Here is a 23863-nt window from a genome sequence, read left to right on the forward strand (position 1 = left end):
ATGCGAGGGGGCACTACGTTGCCGGACGACGACCCGTTCCGCAGTTCGGCCCCCGACCAGGTCCAGCCAACACGGACAGTCACCGAGATCGGCCCCCTGCCGGACCGGACCGGGCCCGTGCCCCTGTCCTTCGCTCAGCAGCGGTTGTGGTTCCTCGAACGACTCGGCGGCGTCAGCCACGCCTACCACATGCCCATCGCCCTCAAACTCGACGGCTGGCTCGACCACAACGCCCTCACCCAAGCCCTGAACACCATCATCACCCGCCACGAAATACTGCGCACCCGCATCATCACCACCGGCGCCAACGCCCACCAACACATCGACCCACCCCACACAGGCCTCCACCTACAACACCACGACCTCACCGAACACCCCAACCCCCACACCCACCTCACCCAACTACAAGAAACCGAAACCACCACACCATTCGACCTCACCACCGGCCCACTCATCCGAGGCCGACTCATCACCCTCGCCCCCGACCAACACGTACTACTCCTCACAATGCACCACATCATCTCCGACGGCTGGTCCATCGGCATACTCACCCGCGAACTCAGCACCCTCTACACCACCCACCACCACGACCTACCAAACCCACTACCCCCACTCCCCATCCAGTACGCCGACTACGCCACCTGGCAACGCCAATGGCTCACCGGCAACACCCTCACCACCCAGGAAACCTACTGGCGAAACACCCTCACCAACGCACCCACACTCCTCGAACTACCCACCGACCGACCCCGACCCACCGAACAGGACCACCACGGCGCCCAACTAGCCGTGAACTTCGGAGCTGACCTGACCGCTGGCCTGCGAAACCTCAGTGCCCGACACGGCGGCACCCTCTACATGACCCTGCTCACCGGCTGGGCAATCGTCCTGTCCCACCTGTCCGGCCAACACGACCTCGTCATCGGCACCCCCACCGCCAACCGACGCCGAACCGAACTCGAAGACCTCATCGGCTTCTTCGTCAACACCCTCGCCCTACGCATCAACCTCGACGGCAACCCCACCATCACCGAACTACTCGACCGCGTCCGCGACCTCTCCCTCACCACCCTCGAACACCAGGACCTACCCTTCGAACACGTCGTCGAACTCGTCAACCCCACCCGCAGCCTCGCCCACACCCCACTGTTCCAGGTCATGTTCGCCTGGCAGAACACCGAGACCGCCGACCTCACCCTGCCCGGTATCGACGTCAACCCACTACCCACCCCGTACCCGATCGCCAAGTTCGACCTCAACCTCGCACTCGCCGAACACAACAACCGCATCACCGGCAGCCTCGAATACGCCACCGCCCTGTTCGACCAGACCACCGCACACCGCTACACCCGATACCTACACCACATCCTGACCCAGATGGTCGAACACCCCGACCGACCCATCGCCGAACTGACCCTGCTCGACCCGGCCGAACGCCACCAACTGCTGGCCGTCAACAACGACACCACCGCGTACCCGGCCGACCGGACGATCCACGCGCTGTTCGAGGAACGGGCCGCCGCGACCCCCGACGCGGTCGCGCTGACCTTCGAAGGCCAGTCACTCAGTTACGACGACCTCAACAACCGCGCCAACCAACTCGCCCACCACCTACGTGAGCACGGCATCGGCCCTGACTCGCTGGTCGCGGTCTGCATGGAACGCTCGCCAGAGATGATCGTCGGACTGTTGGCCATCCTCAAGGCCGGCGGCGCCTACCTGCCGCTGGACCCGGCCCACCCCGCCGAACGACTGACCTACCTGCTGCGCGACAGCACCCCCAGCATCGTGCTCACCCACGACGCGACCCGTACCCTGCTGGACGGCCTGACATCCGCACCGGTGGTCGACCTCGACGCCCATGCCGCCGACTGGGCGGGCCTGCCCCGCACCGACCCGGCCGTCGACCTCACCCCGGGAAATCTCGCGTACGTCATCTACACCTCCGGCTCCACCGGCCAGCCCAAGGGCGTCATGGTCGAGCACGCCAACGTCGTACGACTGTTCTCGGCCACGGCAGACTGGTTCGGCTTCGGTCCGGCCGACGTGTGGAGTCTCTTCCACTCCTTCGCATTCGACTTCTCCGTCTGGGAGATCTGGGGCGCGTTGCTGCACGGTGGCCGACTGGTGATCGTCCCCCAGTTGACCAGCCGCTCCCCCGCCGACTTCTACCGGCTGCTCTGCGACGAGGGCGTCACCGTCCTCAACCAGACGCCCAGCGCCTTCCGCAGCCTGATCGCGGCCCAGGCCGACAGCTCACGCGCACACCACGTACGCACGGTGGTCTTCGGCGGCGAGGCGCTGGATCCGACGATGCTGAAGCCGTGGTACGCCGACGCCCGCAACGGCCGTACCGAGCTGGTCAACATGTACGGCATCACCGAGACCACGGTGCACGTGACCTACCGGCCGATGACCCCGGCCGACACCGAGCATCCGGGCATCAGCCCGATCGGCCGGCCGATCAGGGACCTACGCCTCTATGTGCTCGACGGGCGGCTCGAACCCGTGCCCCCCGGGGTCGTCGGCGAACTGTACGTCGGTGGCGCGGGCGTCGCGCGCGGCTACCTCAACCGCCCCGAACTGACGGCGGAACGCTTCCTCACCAGCCCCTTCGTCTCCGGCGACCGGCTCTACCGGACCGGTGACCTCGTCCGCCACCGCCCCGACGGCAACCTGGAATACCTGGGACGCAACGACTTCCAGGTGAAGGTCCGTGGCTTCCGCATCGAACTGGGCGAGATCGAGGCCCAGCTGGCCGCATCTCCGGGCGTACGCGAGGCGGTCGTGCTGGCCAGGCCGGACGCGACGGGCGAGACACGGCTGGTCGCCTACTACACCGCGTCGGTACGCAAGCTGGCCGTCGACTCGTTGCGTAACAGACTCTCCGCTGCCCTGCCCGAACACATGGTCCCGGCCGCGTACGTACGGATCGCCGAGTGGCCGCTCACCGCCAACGGGAAGCTCGACCGCCAGGCACTGCCCGCACCCGATGGAATGGCGTTCGCCACCCGGCACTACGCCGACCCGGTCGGTCCGACGGAGGCCGCCCTCGCCGCCATCTGGGCCGAGGTGCTGGGCATCGAACGGGTCGGTCGACACGACAACTTCTTCGCGCTGGGCGGGCACTCGCTGCTGGCCCTGCGGGTGCTGGAGCGGATGCGTCGGCAGGGCATGCACGCCGACGTACGTGTGCTCTTCGGAGCGCCGGTCCTGACCGACCTGGCCACCGCTGTCGCATCCGGACCGGGCCGGGTCGCGGTAACACCCAACCTGATCCCGGTCGGCTGCGCACGGATCACCCCGGACCTACTGCCGCTGGTGGACCTGAGCCAACAGGAGATCGACGCGGTCGTCGCCACGGTGCCCGGCGGAGCGCCGAACGTCCAGGACATCTATCCACTGGCCCCGATGCAGGAAGGCATCCTGTTCCATCACCTGATGGCCCACGACGGCGATCCGTACCTGGTCACCAGCCTGATCGGCTTCCCCGACCGGGACCGGCTGGACCGCTACCGGGACGCGTTGGAGGCCGTGGTCGCCCGGCACGACATCCTACGCACCTCGGTGGTGTGGCAGGGGGTCAACGAACCGGTACAGGTGGTGTGGCGGCAGGCTCCCCTACTGGTGGAGGAGGTCACGCTCGATCCGGCGGGCGGGGACCCGGGTCGGCAGCTACGCGAGCACTTCGACCGGCAGCACACTCGCCTGCCCCTGCATCAGGCTCCCCTGCTACGGCTGCTGATCGCCCGGGACCCGCGCGACGGCCGGTGGCTGGCCCTGGAGCTGATGCACCACATCATCGACGACAACACCTCACTGAAGCAGCTCAACGCGGAGATCCAGGCCCATCTGGCCGGACAGGCCGATCTGTTGCCGCCGGCGCTGCCGTTCCGCGACTTCGTGGCACGGATCCGGCGCGGTACGGACCGGGTCGAGCAGGAGACCTTCTTCCGCGAGATGCTCCGCGACGTCGACACCCCGACCGCGCCGTTCGGCATCCTGGACATCCACGGCGCCGGTCACACCATGCGCGATGCCCGGGTACGCCTGGGCGCGGATCTTTCGCTAAGACTACGGAACCGGGCGCAGGCCCTTCAGGTCAGCGTGACCAGCCTCTTCCACGTCGCCTGGGGGCAGGTGCTGGCCCGGACCAGCAACCGCCAGGACGTCGTCTTCGGCACCGTGCTCTTCGGCCGGATGCAGGGCGACGCGGGCAGCGACCGGATCCTCGGCCCCTTCATCAACACCCTTCCGCTACGGATCACCCTCGGCGAGACCGGCGTCGCAGACTGCGTGCTGCGCACCCACGGGGCGCTGACCGGGCTGATCCGGCACGAACATGCGCCGCTGGCGCTGGCCCAGTCGTGCAGCGGGGTGGTGCCACCGGCCCCACTCTTCACCACCCTGCTGAACTACCGGCACGCCGAGGTGCTGGCCGAGTCCGGGAACACCACGCCGACGATCGGCTCGGACGACCTGACGTACCTCGCCGCCGAGGAGCGCGGCAACTACCCCCTGGCACTGGACGTCGACGACCTGCGCGACGGCTTCGTCGTGACGGTCGCCGCAACGGCTGGGGTGGCGGCCGACAGCGTCTGCGCAATGGTCGAACGGGCGCTGGAGACACTGGCCGACGCGCTCGAGCAGGCACCCGACACGGCGGTCGGCCGGCTCGACGTACTGCCCCCAGTCGAGCGGCACCGGCTCCTCACCGACGGCAACGACGCCACGGTGCCGTATCCGCCGGGGCGCTGTGTGCACCACCTCATCGAGGCCCAGGCGGCCCGTGACCCACACGCGGTGGCCGTCATCCTCGGCGACCAGCGGCTGACCTATGGCGAGTTGAACACGCGGGCCAACCGGTTGGCACACCACCTCCGCAAACATGGCGTCGGGCCAGACCGGCTGGTCGCGATCTGCGTCGAGCGCTCACCGGAGACGGTGGTGAGCCTGCTGGCCGTACTCAAGGCGGGTGGTGCCTACCTGCCGTTGGACCCGGCCTACCCGGTCGAACGGCTCGCCTACATGCTGCGGGACGGTACGCCGGTCGCGGTGCTGACCCATGGCCCGGCCCGGGACCGGCTGCATGCCGCGCTGGCCGGGATCGACGTCGACGTCATCGACCTGGATCTCGACGCGGCCGACTGGGCGGACCTGCCGGTGACCGAACCGGTCGTTGACGGGTTGGCCGCGCACCACCTGGCGTACGTGATCTACACGTCCGGCACCTCTGCCACGGCGAACGGGGTCCTGGTGGAACACGGCCAACTCCTGGCCGTCGCCGCCGCCTGGGAACACCTCTTCGACCTGCGCCCCGGCCTGGTGCACCTGCAGATGGCCAGCTTCTCCTTCGACGTCTTCACCGCCGACGTGGTGCGGGCGTTGGGCTTCGGCGGACGGCTCGTGCTCTGCCCGCGTCCGCTGCTGCTCGACAGCCCCGGTCTGTACGCCCTGCTGCGGCAGCACGACGTGGACTTCGCCGACTTCGTACCGGCGGTACTTAATCCGCTGATGAGCTACCTGGACAGCGTCGGTGGGAACCTCGCCGGGATGGAGACGGTGGTCTGCGGCTCGGACGTCTGGACCCTGGAGAATGCCGTACAGCTGCGGGCACTGTGCGGCCCGCAGGTACGCATCGTCAACGCGTACGGCGTGACCGAGGCGGCCGTCGACAGCACCTGTTACCTGCTCCCGGCCGTCGACGTGGCCGACCTGACCTGCCTACCGATCGGCCGGCCGCTGCCCAACGTGCGGATCCACCTCCTCGACGGAACCGGCGAACCGGTCCCGGCCGGGGTGATCGGTGAGATCTACATCGGTGGTGCGGGGGTGGCACGCGGCTACCTGAACCGACCCGAGCTGACCGCGTACCGCTTCAGCACCAGCCCGTTCGTACCGGGAGACCGGCTCTACAAGACCGGTGACCTGGGTCGCCGGCTGCCGGACGGGCAGATCGAGTTCCTCGGTCGGGACGACTTCCAGGTAAAAATCCGTGGCTTCCGTATCGAGCTCGGCGAGATCGAGGCCCGGCTGGCCGCCTGCCCCGGGGTACGTGAGGCGGTCGTCGTCGCGCGTGCGGATCCCAGCGGTCACCAGCGGCTCATCGCCTACTTCCTGGCTGTCGCCGGGCAGCCGCCGAACGCCAAGGTGTTGCGTGACCGGCTGGCCGCCGAGATGCCGGAGTACATGGTGCCGGCGGCGTACGTACGCCTGGCTGCCTGGCCGCTGACGCCGAACGGCAAGCTCGACCGGGCGGCGCTGCCGACCCCGGACGGCGAGGCCTTCGGTCAGCGCGGCTACGCCGAGCCGCTCGGCCTGCTGGAGACCATGATCGCCGCGATCTGGGCCGAGGTGCTCGGCATCGAGCGGGTCGGCCGCCACGACGACTTCTTCGCCCTCGGCGGTCATTCGCTGCTGGCCATGCGGCTGGTCTCGAAGATCCGTCAGACACTGGGGCGGGAGGTCTCGCCAGCGGCGATCTTCGCGGCTCCGGTCCTCTCCGCCTTCGTCGCACGACTGACGCCGGACGGTCGCGATGTGCTGCCCCCGATCCGCCCGGTGGACCGCACCGGCACGTTGGAACTCTCCTTCGCTCAGCAGCGGTTGTGGTTCCTCGAACGACTCGGCGGCGTCAGCCACGCCTACCACATGCCCATCGCCCTCAAACTCGACGGCTGGCTCGACCACAACGCCCTCACCCAAGCCCTGAACACCATCATCACCCGCCACGAAATACTGCGCACCCGCATCATCACCACCGGCGCCAACGCCCACCAACACATCGACCCACCCCACACAGGCCTCCACCTACAACACCACGACCTCACCGAACACCCCAACCCCCACACCCACCTCACCCAACTACAAGAAACCGAAACCACCACACCATTCGACCTCACCACCGGCCCACTCATCCGAGGCCGACTCATCACCCTCGCCCCCGACCAACACGTACTACTCCTCACAATGCACCACATCATCTCCGACGGCTGGTCCATCGGCATCCTCACCCGCGAACTCAGCACCCTCTACACCGCACACCACCACGACCTACCAAACCCACTACCCCCACTCCCCATCCAGTACGCCGACTACGCCACCTGGCAACGCCAATGGCTCACCGGCAACACCCTCACCACCCAGGAAACCTACTGGCGAAACACCCTCACCAACGCACCCACACTCCTCGAACTACCCACCGACCGACCCCGACCCACCGAACAGGACCACCAGGGTGCCCAACTGGCCGTGAACTTCGGAGCTGACCTGACCGCCGGCCTGCGAAAGCTCAGTGCCCGACACGGCGGCACCCTCTACATGACCCTGCTCACCGGCTGGGCAATCGTCCTGTCCCACCTGTCCGGCCAACACGACCTCGTCATCGGCACCCCCACCGCCAACCGACGCCGAACCGAACTCGAAGACCTCATCGGCTTCTTCGTCAACACCCTCGCCCTACGCATCAACCTCGACGGCAACCCCACCAGCACCGAACTACTCGACCGCGTCCGCGACCTCTCCCTCACCACCCTCGAACACCAGGACCTACCCTTCGAACACGTCGTCGAACTCGTCAACCCCACCCGCAGCCTCGCCCACACCCCACTGTTCCAGGTCATGTTCGCCTGGCAGAACACCGAGGACGGCGTACTGGCACTGCCCGGTATCGAGGTCAGCTCCCTGCCCGCCCCGTACCACAGTGCCAAGTTCGACCTGGTCCTGTCCCTGGCCGAACACAACAACCGCATCACCGGCAGCCTCGAATACGCCACCGCCCTGTTCGACCAGAACACCGCACACCGCTACACCCGATACCTACACCACATCCTGACCCAGATGGTCGAACACCCCGACCGCCCCATAGCCGAACTGACCCTGCTCGATGAGCGTGAGCGGGAGCGGTTGCTGCGTCAGTCCGGTACGTCGCCGGTGGCCCAGGGAGTCCGCGAGCGCTTCGAGGAGCGGGTCGCCGCGACCCCCGACGCAGTCGCAGTGGTCCACGAGGGACAGGCACTGAGCTACCGCGACCTCAACACCCGCGCCAACCAACTCGCCCATCATCTCCGCGACCGGGGCGTCGGCCCCGACTCACTGGTCGCGATCTGCCTACGCCGGTCACCGGACCTGATCGTCGCGTTGGTGGCCATCCTCAAGGCCGGCGGCGCCTACCTGCCGCTGGACCCGACCTACCCCGCCGAACGGCTGGCCTACCTGCTGCGTGACAGCGCCCCGATCCTCCTGGTCACCGGTGGGGACGCGGGTACGGTCGCCAAACTCACCGGCGCACCACCCGCCATCGACCTCGCCACCGACGGGTCCCTCTGGGCCGGTCGACCCACCGGTGATCCTGATCCGGTCACCGGGCCGGACCACCTCGCCTACGTGATCTACACCTCCGGATCGACCGGTCGGCCGAAGGGGGTGGCACAGACGTGGCGATGTCTCGACAATCTGATCGACTGGCAGCTCCGCTACGCCACGCCGGGCGGCCCGGCACCGGACCGGGTACTGCAGTTCGCCTCGATCAGTTTCGACGTGTCCTCACAGGAGGTGTGGAGCACCCTGTGCCAGGGCGGCACGCTGGTGCTGATGGGCGAGGAGCGTAGCCGCGAGCTGGGCCAGCTCCGCCAGTTCATCGCGGAGCAGGGCATACGACGGGCGTTCCTCCCGACGGCGGTGCTGCACCAACTGGCCGGTATCACCGGAGCCGTTCCCCCACTGGCACCCGGCTGCGAGATCATCACCGCGGGCGAGGCACTGCGGGTCAACGACGACGTCCGCGCCCTGCTGACGGGACTGGGTAGCAGGTATCTCTACAACCAGTACGGCCCGACCGAGACCCACGTGGTCAGCCAGTTCGCGCTGGCCACGACGGATGCAGGCAACTGGCCGGCGCTGCCACCGATCGGCCGGCCGATCGCCAACGCCCGGCTCTACGTGCTTGACTCACGACTGGAACCGGTGCCACCCGGTGTGCTCGGCGAGCTCTACATCGGTGGCGCAGGCGTGGCGCGGGGCTATCTCAACCGGCCGGCGCTGACCGCGGCACGGTTCCTGCCCGACCCGTACGCCGGTCCGGGCGAGCGGATGTACCGCAGCGGTGACCTGGTCCGCCGGCTGGCCGACGGCACCATCGAGTTCGTCGGGCGGGCCGACGACCAGGTCAAGGTGCGCGGCTTCCGGGTCGAGCCGGGTGAGATCGAGAGCGTGCTGCGCGACGTGCCGGGGGTACGTGAGGCGGCGGTTCTGCTACGCGAGGACTCGCCCGGTGACCCGCACCTGGTCGGCTACCTGACCGGTGACGTCACCGCCGAGATGGCCCGTGACCACCTGCGACGCCGACTGCCCGCGCACATGCTGCCGACCCGCTGGGTGGTGTTGGACCGGCTACCGCTCACCGCCAACGGCAAGCTGGACCGGCGTGCCCTGCGCGCGCCGGAGCAGACGGACGACGCGACCGCCTATGTCGCACCGCGCGACGACCGGGAAGCCCGGATGGCCGCCATCTGGGCCGAGGTGCTGCGTCGCGACCGGGTCGGTGTGTACGACAACTTCTTCACGTTGGGTGGTCACTCGCTCCTGGCGACCCGACTCGTCCACGCCATCAACCAGCGGATGTCGGCGCAGCTGTCCCTGCGTACCCTCTTCCAGAAGCCGGTCCTGGCCGACCTGGCGGCCGAACTGGCGCACCACGACTCCACCACCACCGACGCCTTCGCGTTACTCGTCCCGGACCACGCCGGGCGGCACGAACCGTTCCCCCTCACCGACATCCAGGAGGCCTACTGGGTCGGCCGGGAGTCCACCATCGAACTCGGTGGGGTCGGCGCGCACGGCTACAGCGAGCTGCGGGTACGCGACTTCGACGAGGAACGCTTCACCCGGGCGCTGCACCGGATGATCGACCGACACGACATGCTGCGTACGGTCTTCGACGACGGCAGCCAGCGGGTCCTACCGGCCGTACCACGCTATGTGATGGCCCGGCAGGACCTGCGCGGGCTCGATCCGGACACCGTCGAACGACGGCTGGCCGAGACCCGGGAGCGGATGTCCCACCAGTTGCTCGACGCCAGCCGCTGGCCACTGTTCGAGTTCGCGTTGACGCTGCTCGACGGCGAGGCGCGACTGCACGTCAGCATCGACGCGTTGATCGTCGACGCGGCCAGCACCCAGATCCTGGAACACGAACTGGCGCTGTTCTACGCCGATCCGGACGCCGACCTGCCGCCGCTCACGGTGACCTTCCGCGACTACGTCCTCGCCGAGCGGGCACTGCGGCAGACACCACGCTACGACCGGGCACTCGACTACTGGCGTAGGCGGGTCGGCACGCTGGCGCCGGCACCGGGGCTGCCGCTGGAACGCCAGCCGGAGAGCATCAACCGCCCACGCTTCACCCGCTACGACGAGGTGCTGCCGGCCGAGCGTTGGGGCCGGTTGAAGGCGGCGGCCGGCCGGCACGGGGTCACCCCGTCGGTGCTGCTGCTGACGGCGTTCGCGCAGGTACTCGCCCGGTGGAGCCGCCAGCCACGGTTCACGCTGAGCCTGCCACTGTTCAACCGGCTTCCGCTGCATCCCAGCATCAACGCGGTCATCGGCGACTTCACCTCCCTCGTACTGCTGGAGGTCGAGGTGGCGGCCGGGGCCGACTTCGTGACCCGGGCCCGTACGGTGCAGGAACAGCTGTGGCAGGACATCGATCACGCCGCGGTCAGTGGCGTACGGGTGAACCGCGAACTCGCCCGGGCCCGGGGCACCCGCCACGCCGCCATGCCGATCGTCTTCAACAGCACCCTGAGCGAGTTGGCTCCCGAGACCGGGGACAGTGGTCTCGCGTCGGCGCTCGGTGGCGAGATCGTCCATGGCATCACCCAGACCCCGCAGGTGTGGATCGACCACACGGTGCTGGAGGCCGCCGGGCGGCTGTACTACAACTGGGACAGCATCGACGAGTTGTTCCCCGCCGGTCTGGTCGCCGAGATGTTCGCGGCGTACCGGGCCCTGCTGGCCCGGCTCGAGGATCCCGACGCCTGGCACACCACGGTGGACGGGCCGGTCGCACCGCCGGCACCGGCGGCCCTGCCGGCCGGACGCCCCCTGATGCACGAACTGTTCGACCGGCAGGCGTTGGCGACCCCCGCCGCGCTCGCGGTGCTGGCACCGGACCGGCGGCTGGACTACCGGACGTTGCGTGTCGAGGCACGGCAGTTGGCCGGCCGCCTACAGGAACGTGGTGTTCTTCCCGGCCAACTGGTCGGGGTGTGCTTGGAACGCGGCTGGCGACAGGTCGTCGCCACCCTGGCGATCCTCTACGCCGGTGGTGCCTACCTGCCGATCGACCCGGACTGGCCGGCCGATCGGGTGGCCCGGGTGCTGGACCGGGCCGAGGCCCGCCTGGTCCTGGGGGATCCGGACCGGGCGGTGGTACCCGGGGATGTCGAACACCTGGTGGTGGACGCGACCGCGGTCGGTGCCGGTGGGCCGGCGTTGCGGCCGGTCGACCTGGCCGACACCGCTCTCGCGTACGTGATCTACACGTCCGGCTCCACCGGTATGCCGAAGGGCGTGATGATCGATCATCGCGGTGCGGTCAACACGCTGCTCGACATCAACGAACGCTTCGGCATCGGGCCGGCCGACCGGGTCCTGGCCATCTCCTCGCTCAGCTTCGACCTCTCCGTCTTCGACATCTTCGGCACGCTCGCGGCCGGAGCGGCGGTCGTCACGCTCGACCCGGAACTGGCCCGCGATCCGGCCCACTGGCTGGACCTGGCCCGGGTCCATCGGGTCAGCGTGTGGAACTCGGTGCCGGCGCTGGCCGGCATGCTGGTCGACTACGCCGACGGTGGACACCCGCTGCCACCGTCGCTGCGGCTGACCATGCTGTCCGGCGACTGGATCCCGCTCACGCTGCCCGTACGACTGCGCGAACTGTTGCCCGGGATCAGGGTCGACAGTCTCGGCGGCGCCACCGAGGCGTCGATCTGGTCGATCCACCATCCGATCGACGTGGTGGACCCGGCCTGGCGCAGCATCCCGTACGGCCGGGCGCTGACCCACCAGCGGGTCTACGTCCTCGACGACGCCCTGCGCCCCCGTCCGACCTGGGCCACCGGGCACCTCTACATCGGCGGTGTCGGCCTGGCGCAGGGCTACTGGCGGGACGAGACCGCCACGACGGCCAGCTTCGTCAGTCATCCGGTCACCGGTGAGCGGCTCTACCGCACCGGCGACCTGGGGCGGCTGCGGCCCGACGGCACGATCGAGTTCCTCGGCCGCGAGGACGGCCAGGTCAAGGTGCATGGCTACCGGGTCGAGCTGGGCGAGATCGAAGCGGCGCTGGAAGCCCACCCCGGGGTACGCGCAGGCGCAGTGCGGCTACTCGGGCAGGCCCAGGGCGACAAGCGACTGGCCGCCTACGTGGTGCCGGACGTCGCCACGCTCGACGCAACCGCCCTGGTGGAACACCTGGAAGGCCGGCTGCCGGCGTACATGGTGCCGGCGTCGTTCACCTTCCTCGAGGCGCTTCCGCTGTCGGCCAACGGCAAGGTCGACAAGGGGCAGCTGCCCGAGCCGAAGCCGTCAGCAGTGGTGGCCGTCGAGGCGCCGGTGCTCGACGATCCGGCCGAGAACCGGCTGGTGGAGATCGTCACCGAGATCCTCGACCTGACGGTCGTCGCGCCGGACGCCAACCTGCTGCTGCTCGGTGCCACCTCGATCGACATCGTACGGATCGCAAACGCCCTGGCCAGCGAGTTGGGTTTCCGGCCGAAACTGGCCCGGTTGATGCGCCAACCGACGCTGGCCGACCTGCTCGGCATGTTCCGCGAACACATCGCCCAGCGGGCCGTCGTCGCCGCGGCACAGCGGAACGTCGCGGCGGCAGCGCGGCAGACCGTCGCGGCAGCCCAGGAGACCGCCGGCACGACAGCGCAGCCGGCCGCCACGGTGGTCGAGGATCCGGCTGCCCGTGCCGAGTTCAAGGCACGCGGTCAGGGCCGACGGGTCTTCGCGGCCGAGACGCCAGCGGTCGCGTTGGCCGCACCGGCCGACGCGGGTTTCGAACGGCGATACACCGACTACCGCTCAGTCCGCGAGTTCGGCGCGGACCCGATATCCGCCGAGGCACTCGGCCTCCTCCTGGCCGCCCTCGCCGAGCGGGAGGTCGACGGCCGGGCCAAGTTCCAGTACGGCTCGGCCGGCGGCACCTATCCGGTGCAGACGTACCTGTACGTCAAGCCCGGCCGAATAACCGGCGTGGCGGGCGGCACCTACTACTACGACCCGGCAGCACACCGGTTGGTGACGATCGGCAACGACCGCGAGCTGAGCCCGGACGCCTACGACTACTTCGTCAACCGGCCGGTCTTCGAGTCAGCCGCGTTCGCGCTGTTCCTGGTGGCGCAGCGGACGGCAATCGAGCCCCTCTACCAGGATCAGAGTCTGGCTTTCTGCAACATCGAGGCGGGTGCCATGGCACAACTACTGACGATGGCCGCCCCCGACCGGGGCCTCGGTCTCTGCGGTATCGGCTCGCTGGAGACGGCAGAGCTGGATGCCCTGTTCGAGCTGGACGCGTCGCATCAGTTGATCTATTCACTGGTCGGCGGCAGCCGCCCCGGGAGGGCCGGTACCGAACCCACCGACACGATCGCGGTCGAAGTATGAACGCCTACGAACTGCTCGACACGCTCAACCGGCACTCGGTCGCATTGGAGGTCGACGGCGACCGGCTACGGGTCAAGGCGTCGCGCGAGGTGCTCACCCCGGAGCTGCTGGCCGACCTCAAACTCCACAAGCAGCAGTTGATCGCGATCCTGACCGGTTCCGACGCCGACACGATCCCCCGCCGGCCCCGATCGGACGCGCCACTGCCGCTCGCGTACGCCCAGCGCCAACTGTGGTTCCTCGACCAACTGTCGCCGGGCAACCCGTTCTACAACAACCCGGTCGCGTTCGACATCGTCGGTGCGCTGGACGTGCCGGCGCTGACCCGGGCCCTGACCGAGGTGGTACGCCGGCACGAGGCACTGCGTACCGTCTTCGCGAGCGTGGACGGCGAGCCCTGCCAGGTGGTACGCCCGGCGGAACCGGTCCTCCTGCCCGTCACCGACCTCACCGCGCTACCCGCTGTGGAACGGCTCCGGCGGGCCGACGAGGCCGCCGGGGCCGACGCCCGGGCACCGTTCGACCTGGCTACCGGGCCACTGCTGCGCAGCAGCCTGATCAGGCTGGCCGAGGACGAACACCGCTGGCTGCTCAACGTGCACCACATGGTGGCCGACGGCTGGTCGATCGGCATCCTGATCGGCGAGGTCACCACGCTCTACGGGGCGTACGCACGGGGTGGGACGAACCCACTGCCCGAACTGCCGGTGCAGTACCCCGACTACGCGTTGTGGCAGCGCCGGCACCTGGCCGGCGGCGAACTGGACCGCCAACTCGGCTACTGGACCGCCGCGTTGGCCGACGCGCCCGCACTGCTGACCCTGCCGACCGACCGGCCCAGACCAGCGGTGCAGCGCTATCGCGGCGACTGTCACAACACGACGGTGGACGCCGAGGTGGTCCGGGGGTTACGGGAGATCGGCCGGGTCGGCGACGCGACCCTGTTCATGACGCTCATGGCCACGCTGTCGGTGCTGCTCTGGCGCTACAGCGGGCAGGACGACGTCTGTGTCGGCACCCCGTTCGCCAACCGTAACCACCGTGAGGTCGAGGGGCTGATCGGCCACTTCATCAACACCGTGGTCATCCGTAACCGGCTGGACCCGGAGCAGTCCTTCGCGGCGTTGCTGGACGACGTCCGGCGGCACCTGCTCGACGCGTACGCCCACCCGGACCTGCCGTTCGAGCACCTGGTGGAGGCACTCAAGCCGGAACGCCACACCAGCTACTCGCCGCTGTTCCAGGTGATGCTGGTACTGCAGAACATCCCGCGCGGCCGGCTCGACCTGCCGGACCTCGAACTGCGGCCGCTGGCGAGCAGCACCGGGGCGGCCAAGTTCGACCTGTCCGTGGAGGTGTTCGAACAGGCCGATGGGTTGCAGGTCACCTTCGAGTACAGCACCGACCTCTTCGATCCCGCGACGATCGCCCGGATGGCCGACCACTTCGTACGTCTCCTCGGGCAGGTGGCCGCCGACCCATCGATGCCGGTGGGTGAGCTGCGCCTGCTCGGGCCGGCCGAACGGCAGCGCCAGGTGGTCGACTGGAACGCCACGGCGCGACCGCTGGCCGCCCCGGTGAGCCTCGCCGAGCGGTTCGAGGCGCAGGCCCGGCGTCACCCCGACCGACTGGCCGTGGCCTGTGCCGACGAGCGACTCGACTACGGCACAGTGGACCGGCGGGCCAACCGGCTGGCACACGCGCTGATCGCCCGGGGCGTACGTCCTGACCAGCTGGTCGGCCTGCGGACGCGCCGGTCTACGGGGCTGATCGTCGCCATCCTGGGCATCCTCAAGGCCGGGGCCGCCTACCTGCCGCTGGATCCGACCCTGCCGCCGGAGCGGCTGGCCGGCATGGTCGCCGACGCCGTACCGGCGCTGGTGCTCGGCGACGACGACATTGCCCGGTTGGCGGCCGAGGGGCAACGGGACGACGCACCCGGTATCGCCCGGCACCCGGCCAGCCTGGCCTATGTGATCTACACGTCGGGTTCGACCGGTCGGCCGAAGGGTGTCGCCGTCGGCCACGGCAGCATCGCGAACCTGCTCGACCACTGGGTGTCGCAGCTCGGCCCCGTACCGGGCGAGGCGGCGGCACTCTGGTCGAGCATCGGGTTCGACGTCTCGGTGCAGGAAATCTTCCTGCCGCTGACCACCGGTGGAGCGCTGCACCTCGTACCCGACGAACTGCGCAGCGATCCGGGGGCGTTGATGGCCTGGTTGCGCCAGCATCGCATCGTCCAGGCCTACCTGCCGCCGGCCTTCGTCAGGTGGATCGACGAGGAGCCCGGGACCCGCCTGGCCGGGCTGGCGCTGCGCCAGCTACTGGTCGGGGTGGAACCACTACCCGAGCAGGGGCTGCACCGGCTCCAGCAGGTCCTACCCGGCCTGCGCATCCTCAACGGGTACGGGCCGACCGAGACCGCGGTCTACAGCAGCGCCTACCTCGACCCGCAACCGTTGGCGCGGCAGTGCCCGATCGGCCGGCCGCTGGCCAACACCCGCATCTACCTGCTCGACGAACGGCTCGAACCGGTGCCGATCGGGGTGACCGGTGAGATCTACATCGGTGGTGCCGGCCTCGCCCGGGGCTATCTGGGCCGGCCGGGCCTGACCGCCGAACGGTTCGTACCCGACCCGTTCGTTCCCGGTGAGCGCGTCTACCGCACCGGTGACCTGGCCCGCTTCCTATCCGACGGGAACATCGAGTACCTCGGCCGCCAGGACGGTCAGGTCAAGGTGCACGGTTTCCGGATCGAGCTGGGCGAGATCGAGGCAGCGCTGCTCGACCAGCCGGGCGTACACGATGCGGCGGTGCTGGTCGACCGGGACGCGGCCGGCGAACCGAGGCTGGTGGCCGGAATCAGCCGGGGTGGGGCTACACCGTTGCTGGTGAGCGAGTGGCGCGAGACGCTGTCCCGACGGCTGCCCGGCTACATGATCCCGTCGCGGTTCGTGGAGCTTCCGCACCTGCCGCGGACCGCCAACGGCAAGCTCGACCAGGCCGAACTGCTGCGGCTGGCCAGAGCGAACGCGCCCTGGCAGGTCAACCTGGCCAGCCCTCGCGACCAGATCGAGCTGACGCTCTACCAGATCTGGAAGCAGTTGCTGCTCGAACCGAACATCGGCATCAGCGACCGGTTCTTCGATGTCGGCGGGACGTCGATCTCGGCGATCAAGCTGGCACACGCCATCGGTGAGGCGTTCGGCGAGGCGCTGCCGGTTCACGAGATCATGCTGCATCCGACCATCGAGGCGTTGGGTGGCCGGCTCCGCCGGGGCGCGTCGGGCAAACCGCCGAGCAACCTGATCGAGTTCCGTGCGGGCGACGGCAGCGGTCAGGTGATCTGTGTACACCCGGCCGGTGGCACCGCGTTCTGCTACCTTTCGCTGGCCAAGGCGCTGCCGGAGTTCGTCGGCGTCCATGGCATCCAGTCGCCGGGGGTGAACCCGGGCGAGGCTTTCCTGCCCACCGTCGAGGCCATGGCCGAGGCGTACCTGCGGCAGGTCACGCCCCTGCTCGACGGGCCGGTCGTGCTCACCGGGCTCTCCTATGGCGGCCTGATCGCGTACGAGATGGGCCGCCGGCTGGCGCTCGCCGGGCACACCGGGCTGAGCGTGGTCCTGCTGGACACCCTCGGTACCGACGACCCGGGCCACCGCGCAGCGATCGAGCCGGTGGACATGGCCGAATTCCGGGACAAGCTGATCAAGTTCAACGGAATGTACCCGGGCATCGACGACCAGCAGATCGACCAGTACCACCGCATCTACAACCACAACCGGTCGACCATGCGCGACTACCCCACCCTGCCGTCACCGGCCCGGTTGGTCCTGTTGCAGGCCACCGCCGGGCGGACCGAGGACTTCCTGCAGGAGGTCCGCGGCTTCTGGCGTCGCCGCGGTGGCACCGACTTCCGGCTGAAACTGGTGCACTGCGACCACTGGGACATCCTGGAGAGCGCGGAGGTGCTCCAGGTGGCCGCCCTGCTACAGGACGAGTTGGACCGGATCCGGGCTGCCCGTCCGATGGCACCGGCCGTACGGGAGGCGTGATGGCGCACGTTCCCGGTCTCGCCCACGCGGTGCTCGCCCAGGCCCGCCGTACGCCCGACGCGGTCGCGGTGGTCGACGGGGACCGACGCCTGCGCTACGCCGACCTGGCCGCCGCCAGCGCTGCCGTCGCCCGATCCCTGCACGCGATCGGGGTACGCCCTGGGCAGGCGGTCGCGGTCCGGCTGCCCCGCTGCTGGCAACTGGTCTGCACCATGCTCGGCATCCTGCGGCTCGGCGCGACGGTGGTGCCGCTGGACCGGCAGAGCCCACCCGAGCGCCAACGTCACATGCTGCTCGACTCGGCGGCCGTGGCGCTGGTCCACGGCCCGGGAACGCCCGGTGACCTCCCCGACGGCATCCAGCCGTTACCGGTGGACACACTGCTGCAGACGAACACGGATCCGGTCCCGGAGGTCACCCCCGCGCCGGTCGCGTTCCTGTTCTACACCTCGGGCACCACCGGCCAACCCAAGGGCGTGGAGGTACGCGACGCGGGCATCCTGCGGTTGGCCCAGCCGGGATACATCGAGCTGACCGGGGCGGTCCGCTATGCCAATCTGTCCAACCCGGCGTTCGACGCGCTGAGCTTCGAGGTCTGGGTACCGCTGCTGACCGGCGGCTGCTGTGTCGTCCTCGACGACGAGACGGTGGCCACGCCGCACCTGCTGGCCGCCGCGCTGCGCCGGGAGCGGATCGACACGCTGTTCATCACGGTGGCGCTGTTCAACGCGGTCGTCGACAGGGTGCCGGACTGCTTCGCCGAAGCCGGCCAGGTGCTGGTCGGCGGCGAGCAGCTCAACGCCCGGCTGATCCGCCGCTGGTACCGCGACAACGCCACCAGCGCCACCCGGCTCTACAACGTGTACGGGCCCACCGAGGCGACCACGTTCGCCCTGTGCCACCCCATTCCACGCGACTTCGACGCCGAGGTGGTGCCGATCGGCCGGGTACTGCCGGGAACCGACGCACTCGGGGTGGTCGACGGCACCCGCGTCGCCGGACCGGGCGAGGTGGCCGAACTCTACCTCGGCGGCGAGGCCCTGGCCTCCGGCTACCGCAACCTGCCGGAGGAGACCACTGCCCGGTTCGTACGACTGCCCTGGCTGGACGGCTCCGCCGACCGTTACTACCGCACCGGCGACCTGGTGCGTGGTGACGGTAACGGCCGGTTCGAGTACGTCGGGCGGGTCGACCGGCAGGTCAAGGTCCGGGGCTTCCGGGTCGAGCCGGGCGAGGTGGAACGGCAGATCGTCACCCACCCGGCGGTACGGCAGGCGTACGTGTGCACCCGGCGCGACCCGGTGCACGGGACGAACGAGCTACTGGCGTACCTGGTCGTCGACCCTGAGCTGTCCTTCGTGGACTTCGACCGGCACCTGGCCGCGACCCTGCCGCCGTACCTGCGTCCACACCGGGTCCACCGGGTCGGGGCGCTGCCGCTGAACGCGAACGGCAAGGTCGACCAGGAGACGCTGCTGCGGTGCGACGACCCGCCCTGGCGACGCGACGACGGGGATGCCGGTTCGTCCACCACCGCCTGGCAGCGGGAGGTGCTGGAACTGGCCGGCGAGGTGTTGGGCGTACCGGACCTGCGGCTAGGCGACCGGTGGATCGCCAACGGTGGTGACTCGCTCAAGGCGCTGCGGCTCCGCTTCGAGATCCAGCGGCGCTGGGGTGGCGAGGTGTCACAGGCGGTGGTCCTGCACGGGGACTTCGCCGGGTTGGCCGCCGCGATCGACGGGTCGCGGGCCACGACCGGTTCACCGTATCCGGCACCGGCCGCCCCGACGGGGGCGCGATCGGCACCGGCCACCTCCGAACAGCAGCGACTGTGGCTGCTGGAGCAGCGGTCACCGGGGTCCGGTGCCTACCACGTGGGGCTCGCCTTCGAGCTGCGTGGTCACATCGACGTCACCGCGCTGCGGCAGGCACTACGCCGGTCCGTGGCCCGCCATCCGGCGTTGCGGACCGCCTTCCGGACCACACCCGAGGGGCTGCGGCAGGTGGTGGCCGAGCCGTACGACCCGTGGACCGAACCCGCCCCGCCCAGCCGCGCCCCGGACCCGGGTCGGGACGAGCCGGACTGGCGGGAACGGGCCCATACCCTGTTCGCCGTCCCCTTCGACCTGGCGCAGCCGCGAATGCTGCGGGCCCACTGGCTGGCCTCGGCCGGTGGCGGTGTGCTGCTCCTGCACCTGCACCACATCGCGGTCGACGGCTGGTCGCTCAACGTCCTGTTCCGCACGCTGTCCGCCGACTACACGGCGGCGCTGCACCCCGGAGCGGTCGTCGTCGAAGACGGTGACCCCGCCGCCGGGGTCCCGACCCCGCTCGACTACGCCGCCTGGCAGGCCGACTGGTTCGCCGAGCCGGCCTATCTGGCCCAGCGCGCCGCACTGCGGACCCACTACGCCGGGGTGGACGAGGTCGCCCCGCCACTGCGGCCGATCCGGGACCGGGCCGGGACCGGGGACCAGCTGCTACAGACCTCGATCGACCCGGTACGCCGCAGCGCGCTCGACCGCCTGGGTGCCGAGCTGGGGCTGACCCGTTTCCATCTGCTGCTGGCCCTCTTCAGCTGGGCCGTCTACGGCGTGACCGGCCGCACCCATCCGCGCGTCGCCAGCCCGGTGGCGAACCGGCCGGTACGGGACTTCGAGGCCAGCGTCGGGATGTTCGCGAACACCGTACTGCTGCCGCTGGCACTGGCACCGCGCGAGGAACTACGCGCACAGCTGCTGCGGCAGGCCGCCGCCATGCGTACGGTGCTGGACGCCCAGGACGTGGCGCTGGCGCACGTCGTCGACGACCACGACTTCGGCACCGACGCGCCCCTGTTCGACTTCCTCTTCGTCCTCGACAACACCGACTTCGCCGCGTTGGCGCTGCCCGGCTGCGAGTCGCGTCCGGTATGGCTGGCCCCGACCGAGGCCAAGTGCCCGCTCACGCTGTTGGTCATCGAGCACGGAGCCGGCTTCGACTGCCTGTGGGAATACTCCGGAGACCACTTCGACGCCGGTGACGTGACCGCAGTGGCCGACCTGTTCCGGCAGGCCCTGGACGCGTTGGCCGACGGCGGTACGGGCACGTTGGCCGACCTGGTACGGCCGTACCGGAGCGGGCTGCCCGAGCACGGCCGGGGCGACCGTACCCCGTCGACCTTCCCGACGGTGGCCGAGGGCTTCGCCCGGCGGGTCCGCACGGCGCCGACCACGACCGCGCTGGTGTGCCAGGATCGCAGCCTCAGCTACGCCGACCTCGACGGGTACGCCTCGACCCTCGCGGCCGAACTGGCACAGCGTCATCCGGTGCCGACCGGGGACGGTGGCAGCGTCGCGCTGTACTTCGAGGCGTCGGTCGAGCATGTGGTGGCGCTGCTGGCGCTGGCCCGGCTCAACCTCACCATCGTGCCGCTCGACCGGGCCTACCCGCCGGCGCTGCTGCGCCAGATCCTGGACCAGGTCGAGCCGCTGTGCGTACTGCTGTCACCCGGCGACGAGGCCGCCCTCGACGTGATCGACCGGGGCCGCTTCCCCCGCCACCAGGTGACCCTGTCCCGGGGCGGTACGCCGCCCGCGCCGTCGTACGCCGGCCGCCCGCTCTACACGCTGTTCACCTCGGGCTCGACCGGCACACCGAAGGGCGTACGGGTCAGCGACGCCATGCTGTGCAACCTGCTCCAATGGCAGGGCGAGTCCGGCGGTCTCGCTGGCCGGGCGGTCACCCTGCAGTTCTCCATGCTCTCCTTCGACGTGTCCTTCCAGGAGATCTTCGGCACGCTCTGCGGCGGCGGCACCCTGCACCTGCCCCGGCGCGGGTGGCGGCAGGACCTGCCGGCGCTGCTGGACCACCTCGACACCGCCGGCATCGAGCGGATCTTCATGCCGTACGTGGCGCTGCAACTCCTGGCCGAGCACGGGGTCCGCCTGGGCCGGTACCCGTCACGGCTGCGCGAGGTGGTCACCGCGGGCGAGCAGTTGGTGTGCACCGACAGCATCCGCCGCTGGTTCGCCGGGCTACCCGGCGCGCGCCTGTTCAACCACTACGGTCCGACCGAGACCCACGTCGTCAGCAGCCTCTGCCTCGACGGTGACCCGGCCGGATGGCCGACCCGCCCGGCCATCGGGCGCCCGATCGCCAACACCTGGCTCCGGGTGGTCGACGAGGCGGACGAGGTCGTGCCGCCGGACTGCCCGGGGCAACTGCTGATCGGCGGAGACCTGGTCGCGCCCTGTTATCTCGGTGACCCGGCGCTCAACCGGGCCCGGTTCGTCGAGCTACCCGGCCTCGGCTGGTTCTTCCGCAGCGGTGACCAGGCCCGGTTCGACCGGGACGGGCTGCTGCACTACCTTGGCCGCGACGATCAGCAGGTCAAGGTGAGTGGTCACCGGCTGGAGCTGGGCCAGGTCGAGGCGGCGTTGCTGCGCCACCCGACGATCGTCAACGCCGTGGTGGTACGCGACGACCAGCAACTGGTCGCCTGCCTGGAGTTCCGGGCCGACCCACCGGATCCGGAGGACCTGGTCGGGCATCTCGCTCAACTGCTGCCCGCCTATGTACGCGTCGACCGCTTCCGGCGGCTGACAGAGCTGCCACGTACCGCCAGCGGCAAGCTCGACCGCCGCCGGGCGTTGACCGCCCCGGGTACGGAGTTGCGCCCACGCCGCGCCGAACCGGTCCCCGTCCTGTCCGAACTGGAAGCACGGCTGGCCGAGCTGTTCGAGGACACGATCGGGACATCCATCGGGCCTGATCAACGCTTCTTCGACAACGGCGCGGGAAGTCTTGGCCTGATGCGGTTCCACCTGCGCTGTGCCGCCGAAGGGCTGCCGCTCACCATTCCCGACCTCTTCGAACACGTCACCATCCGCCGCCTGGCCCGCTTCCTGGCCGGGCGGCCGGGGGTGACGGAACCGGCGACGGCAACGGCTGGCTCGGCCGAGATGGTCGAACCGGCACCGAAGACGACCGGGCGGTACGCGATCGCCGCTGACCTGTCGGACCGGCCGACCGTCACGGACCCGACGAGCGAGCCGGTCGCCGTCGTCGGGATGGCTGTCCGGCTGCCCGGCGCATCCGACCTGGCTGCCTTCTGGGCCCTGGTGACGGCCGGCGAGCGGGGCATCGAGCACTTCGACGCCGCCGATGGCCTGGTCGGTGCCCGCAGCCAGATGGCCGGGCTGCTGGCCTTCGACCCCCAACGTTTCGGCATCAGCCGCTCCGACGCACGGCTGATGGACCCGCAACAACGCCACCTACTGATGAGCTGCGTCGAGGCACTGGCACACGCCGGCATCGCCGACCCCGCCGGAGAGCGGATCGGCCTGCTGGCCAGCTGCGGCGAGAACACGTACTTCCAGGCGATGCTGCGCGAGGGCGACCCGACCCGACTGCCGGACAGCTTCCAGTTGGCGCTGCACCACGACAAGGACTTCCTCGCCACGAAGGTGGCATACCACCTGGGCCTGACCGGCCCGACGTTCACGGTTCAGGCAGCCTGCGCGAGTTCGCTGGTGGCGGTCCACGTCGCCGCCGGCCTGCTGCGTCAGGGCGACAGCGACGTGATGCTGGTCGGCGGGGTACTGGTGGACACGCTGCTGAGCGAGGGCTACCGATACCGTCCGCAACACATCTTCTCCCGGGACGGGCACTGCCGGCCGTTCAGCGACGATGCCAGCGGCACCATCGGTGCCAGCGGTGTCGGTGTGGTGGTGCTGAAGCCCCTGCGGCTGGCCCGGCGCGACGGCGACACCGTCTACGCGGTGATCACCGGTTCGGCTGTCAACAACGACGGAGCGGACAAGCTCGGTTACTCCGCCCCCTCGGTCTCCGGTCAGCGCGAGGTGATCCGCGCCGCGCTGGCCCGTAGTGGTCGCGACAGCACCGACCTGGGCTACGTCGAGGCACACGGCACCGGCACTGAGCTGGGCGACCCGGTCGAGGTGGCGGCGCTTCGCCAGGCATTCGACCTGACCGAGTCCGGCCGCTGCGCGCTGACGTCGGTGAAGAGCCAGATCGGCCATCTCGGTGCAGCGGCCGGAGTGATCGGCCTCGTCCGCGCCGTACTGTCCATCCACCGTGGGCTGATTCCGCCCAACGTCGACTTCCGCCGCCTCAACCCACGGCTCGACCCC

At 69.7% G+C, this 23863-nt stretch carries 3 protein-coding genes (1 of these 3 running past the window's edge); all 3 read left to right on the forward strand.

What is annotated here, in order from left to right; genetic code table 11:
* Tightly spaced (each overlapping or abutting the next), the 3 genes in view from ACFQ4H_RS01515 to ACFQ4H_RS01525 form a layout consistent with a single transcriptional unit that may run on beyond the window.
* Positions 1 to 13674 carry an amino acid adenylation domain-containing protein gene (locus ACFQ4H_RS01515; RefSeq protein ID WP_377566028.1) on the forward strand — a complete coding sequence of 4558 codons (13674 nt, stop codon included), beginning with the start codon at positions 1 to 3 and terminating at the stop codon, positions 13672 to 13674.
* A complete protein-coding gene (locus ACFQ4H_RS01520; protein ID WP_377566031.1) occupies positions 13671 to 17729 on the forward strand; it encodes a non-ribosomal peptide synthetase in 4059 nt (1352 codons plus the stop codon). Before ACFQ4H_RS01515 ends, ACFQ4H_RS01520 begins: the two co-directional genes overlap by 4 nt.
* On the forward strand, positions 17729 to 23863 hold the 5' portion of the coding sequence (locus ACFQ4H_RS01525) for an amino acid adenylation domain-containing protein (RefSeq protein WP_377566034.1). The gene runs 3225 nt beyond the window's last position; only the first 6135 of its 9360 coding nucleotides appear in the window; its start codon is at positions 17729 to 17731; the stop codon falls past the right edge of the window. The genes ACFQ4H_RS01520 and ACFQ4H_RS01525 overlap by 1 nt, the downstream gene beginning before the upstream one ends.

It is taken from the genome of Micromonospora sonneratiae, assembly GCF_042679305.1.
Classification (GTDB): domain Bacteria; phylum Actinomycetota; class Actinomycetes; order Mycobacteriales; family Micromonosporaceae; genus Micromonospora_H; species Micromonospora_H sonneratiae.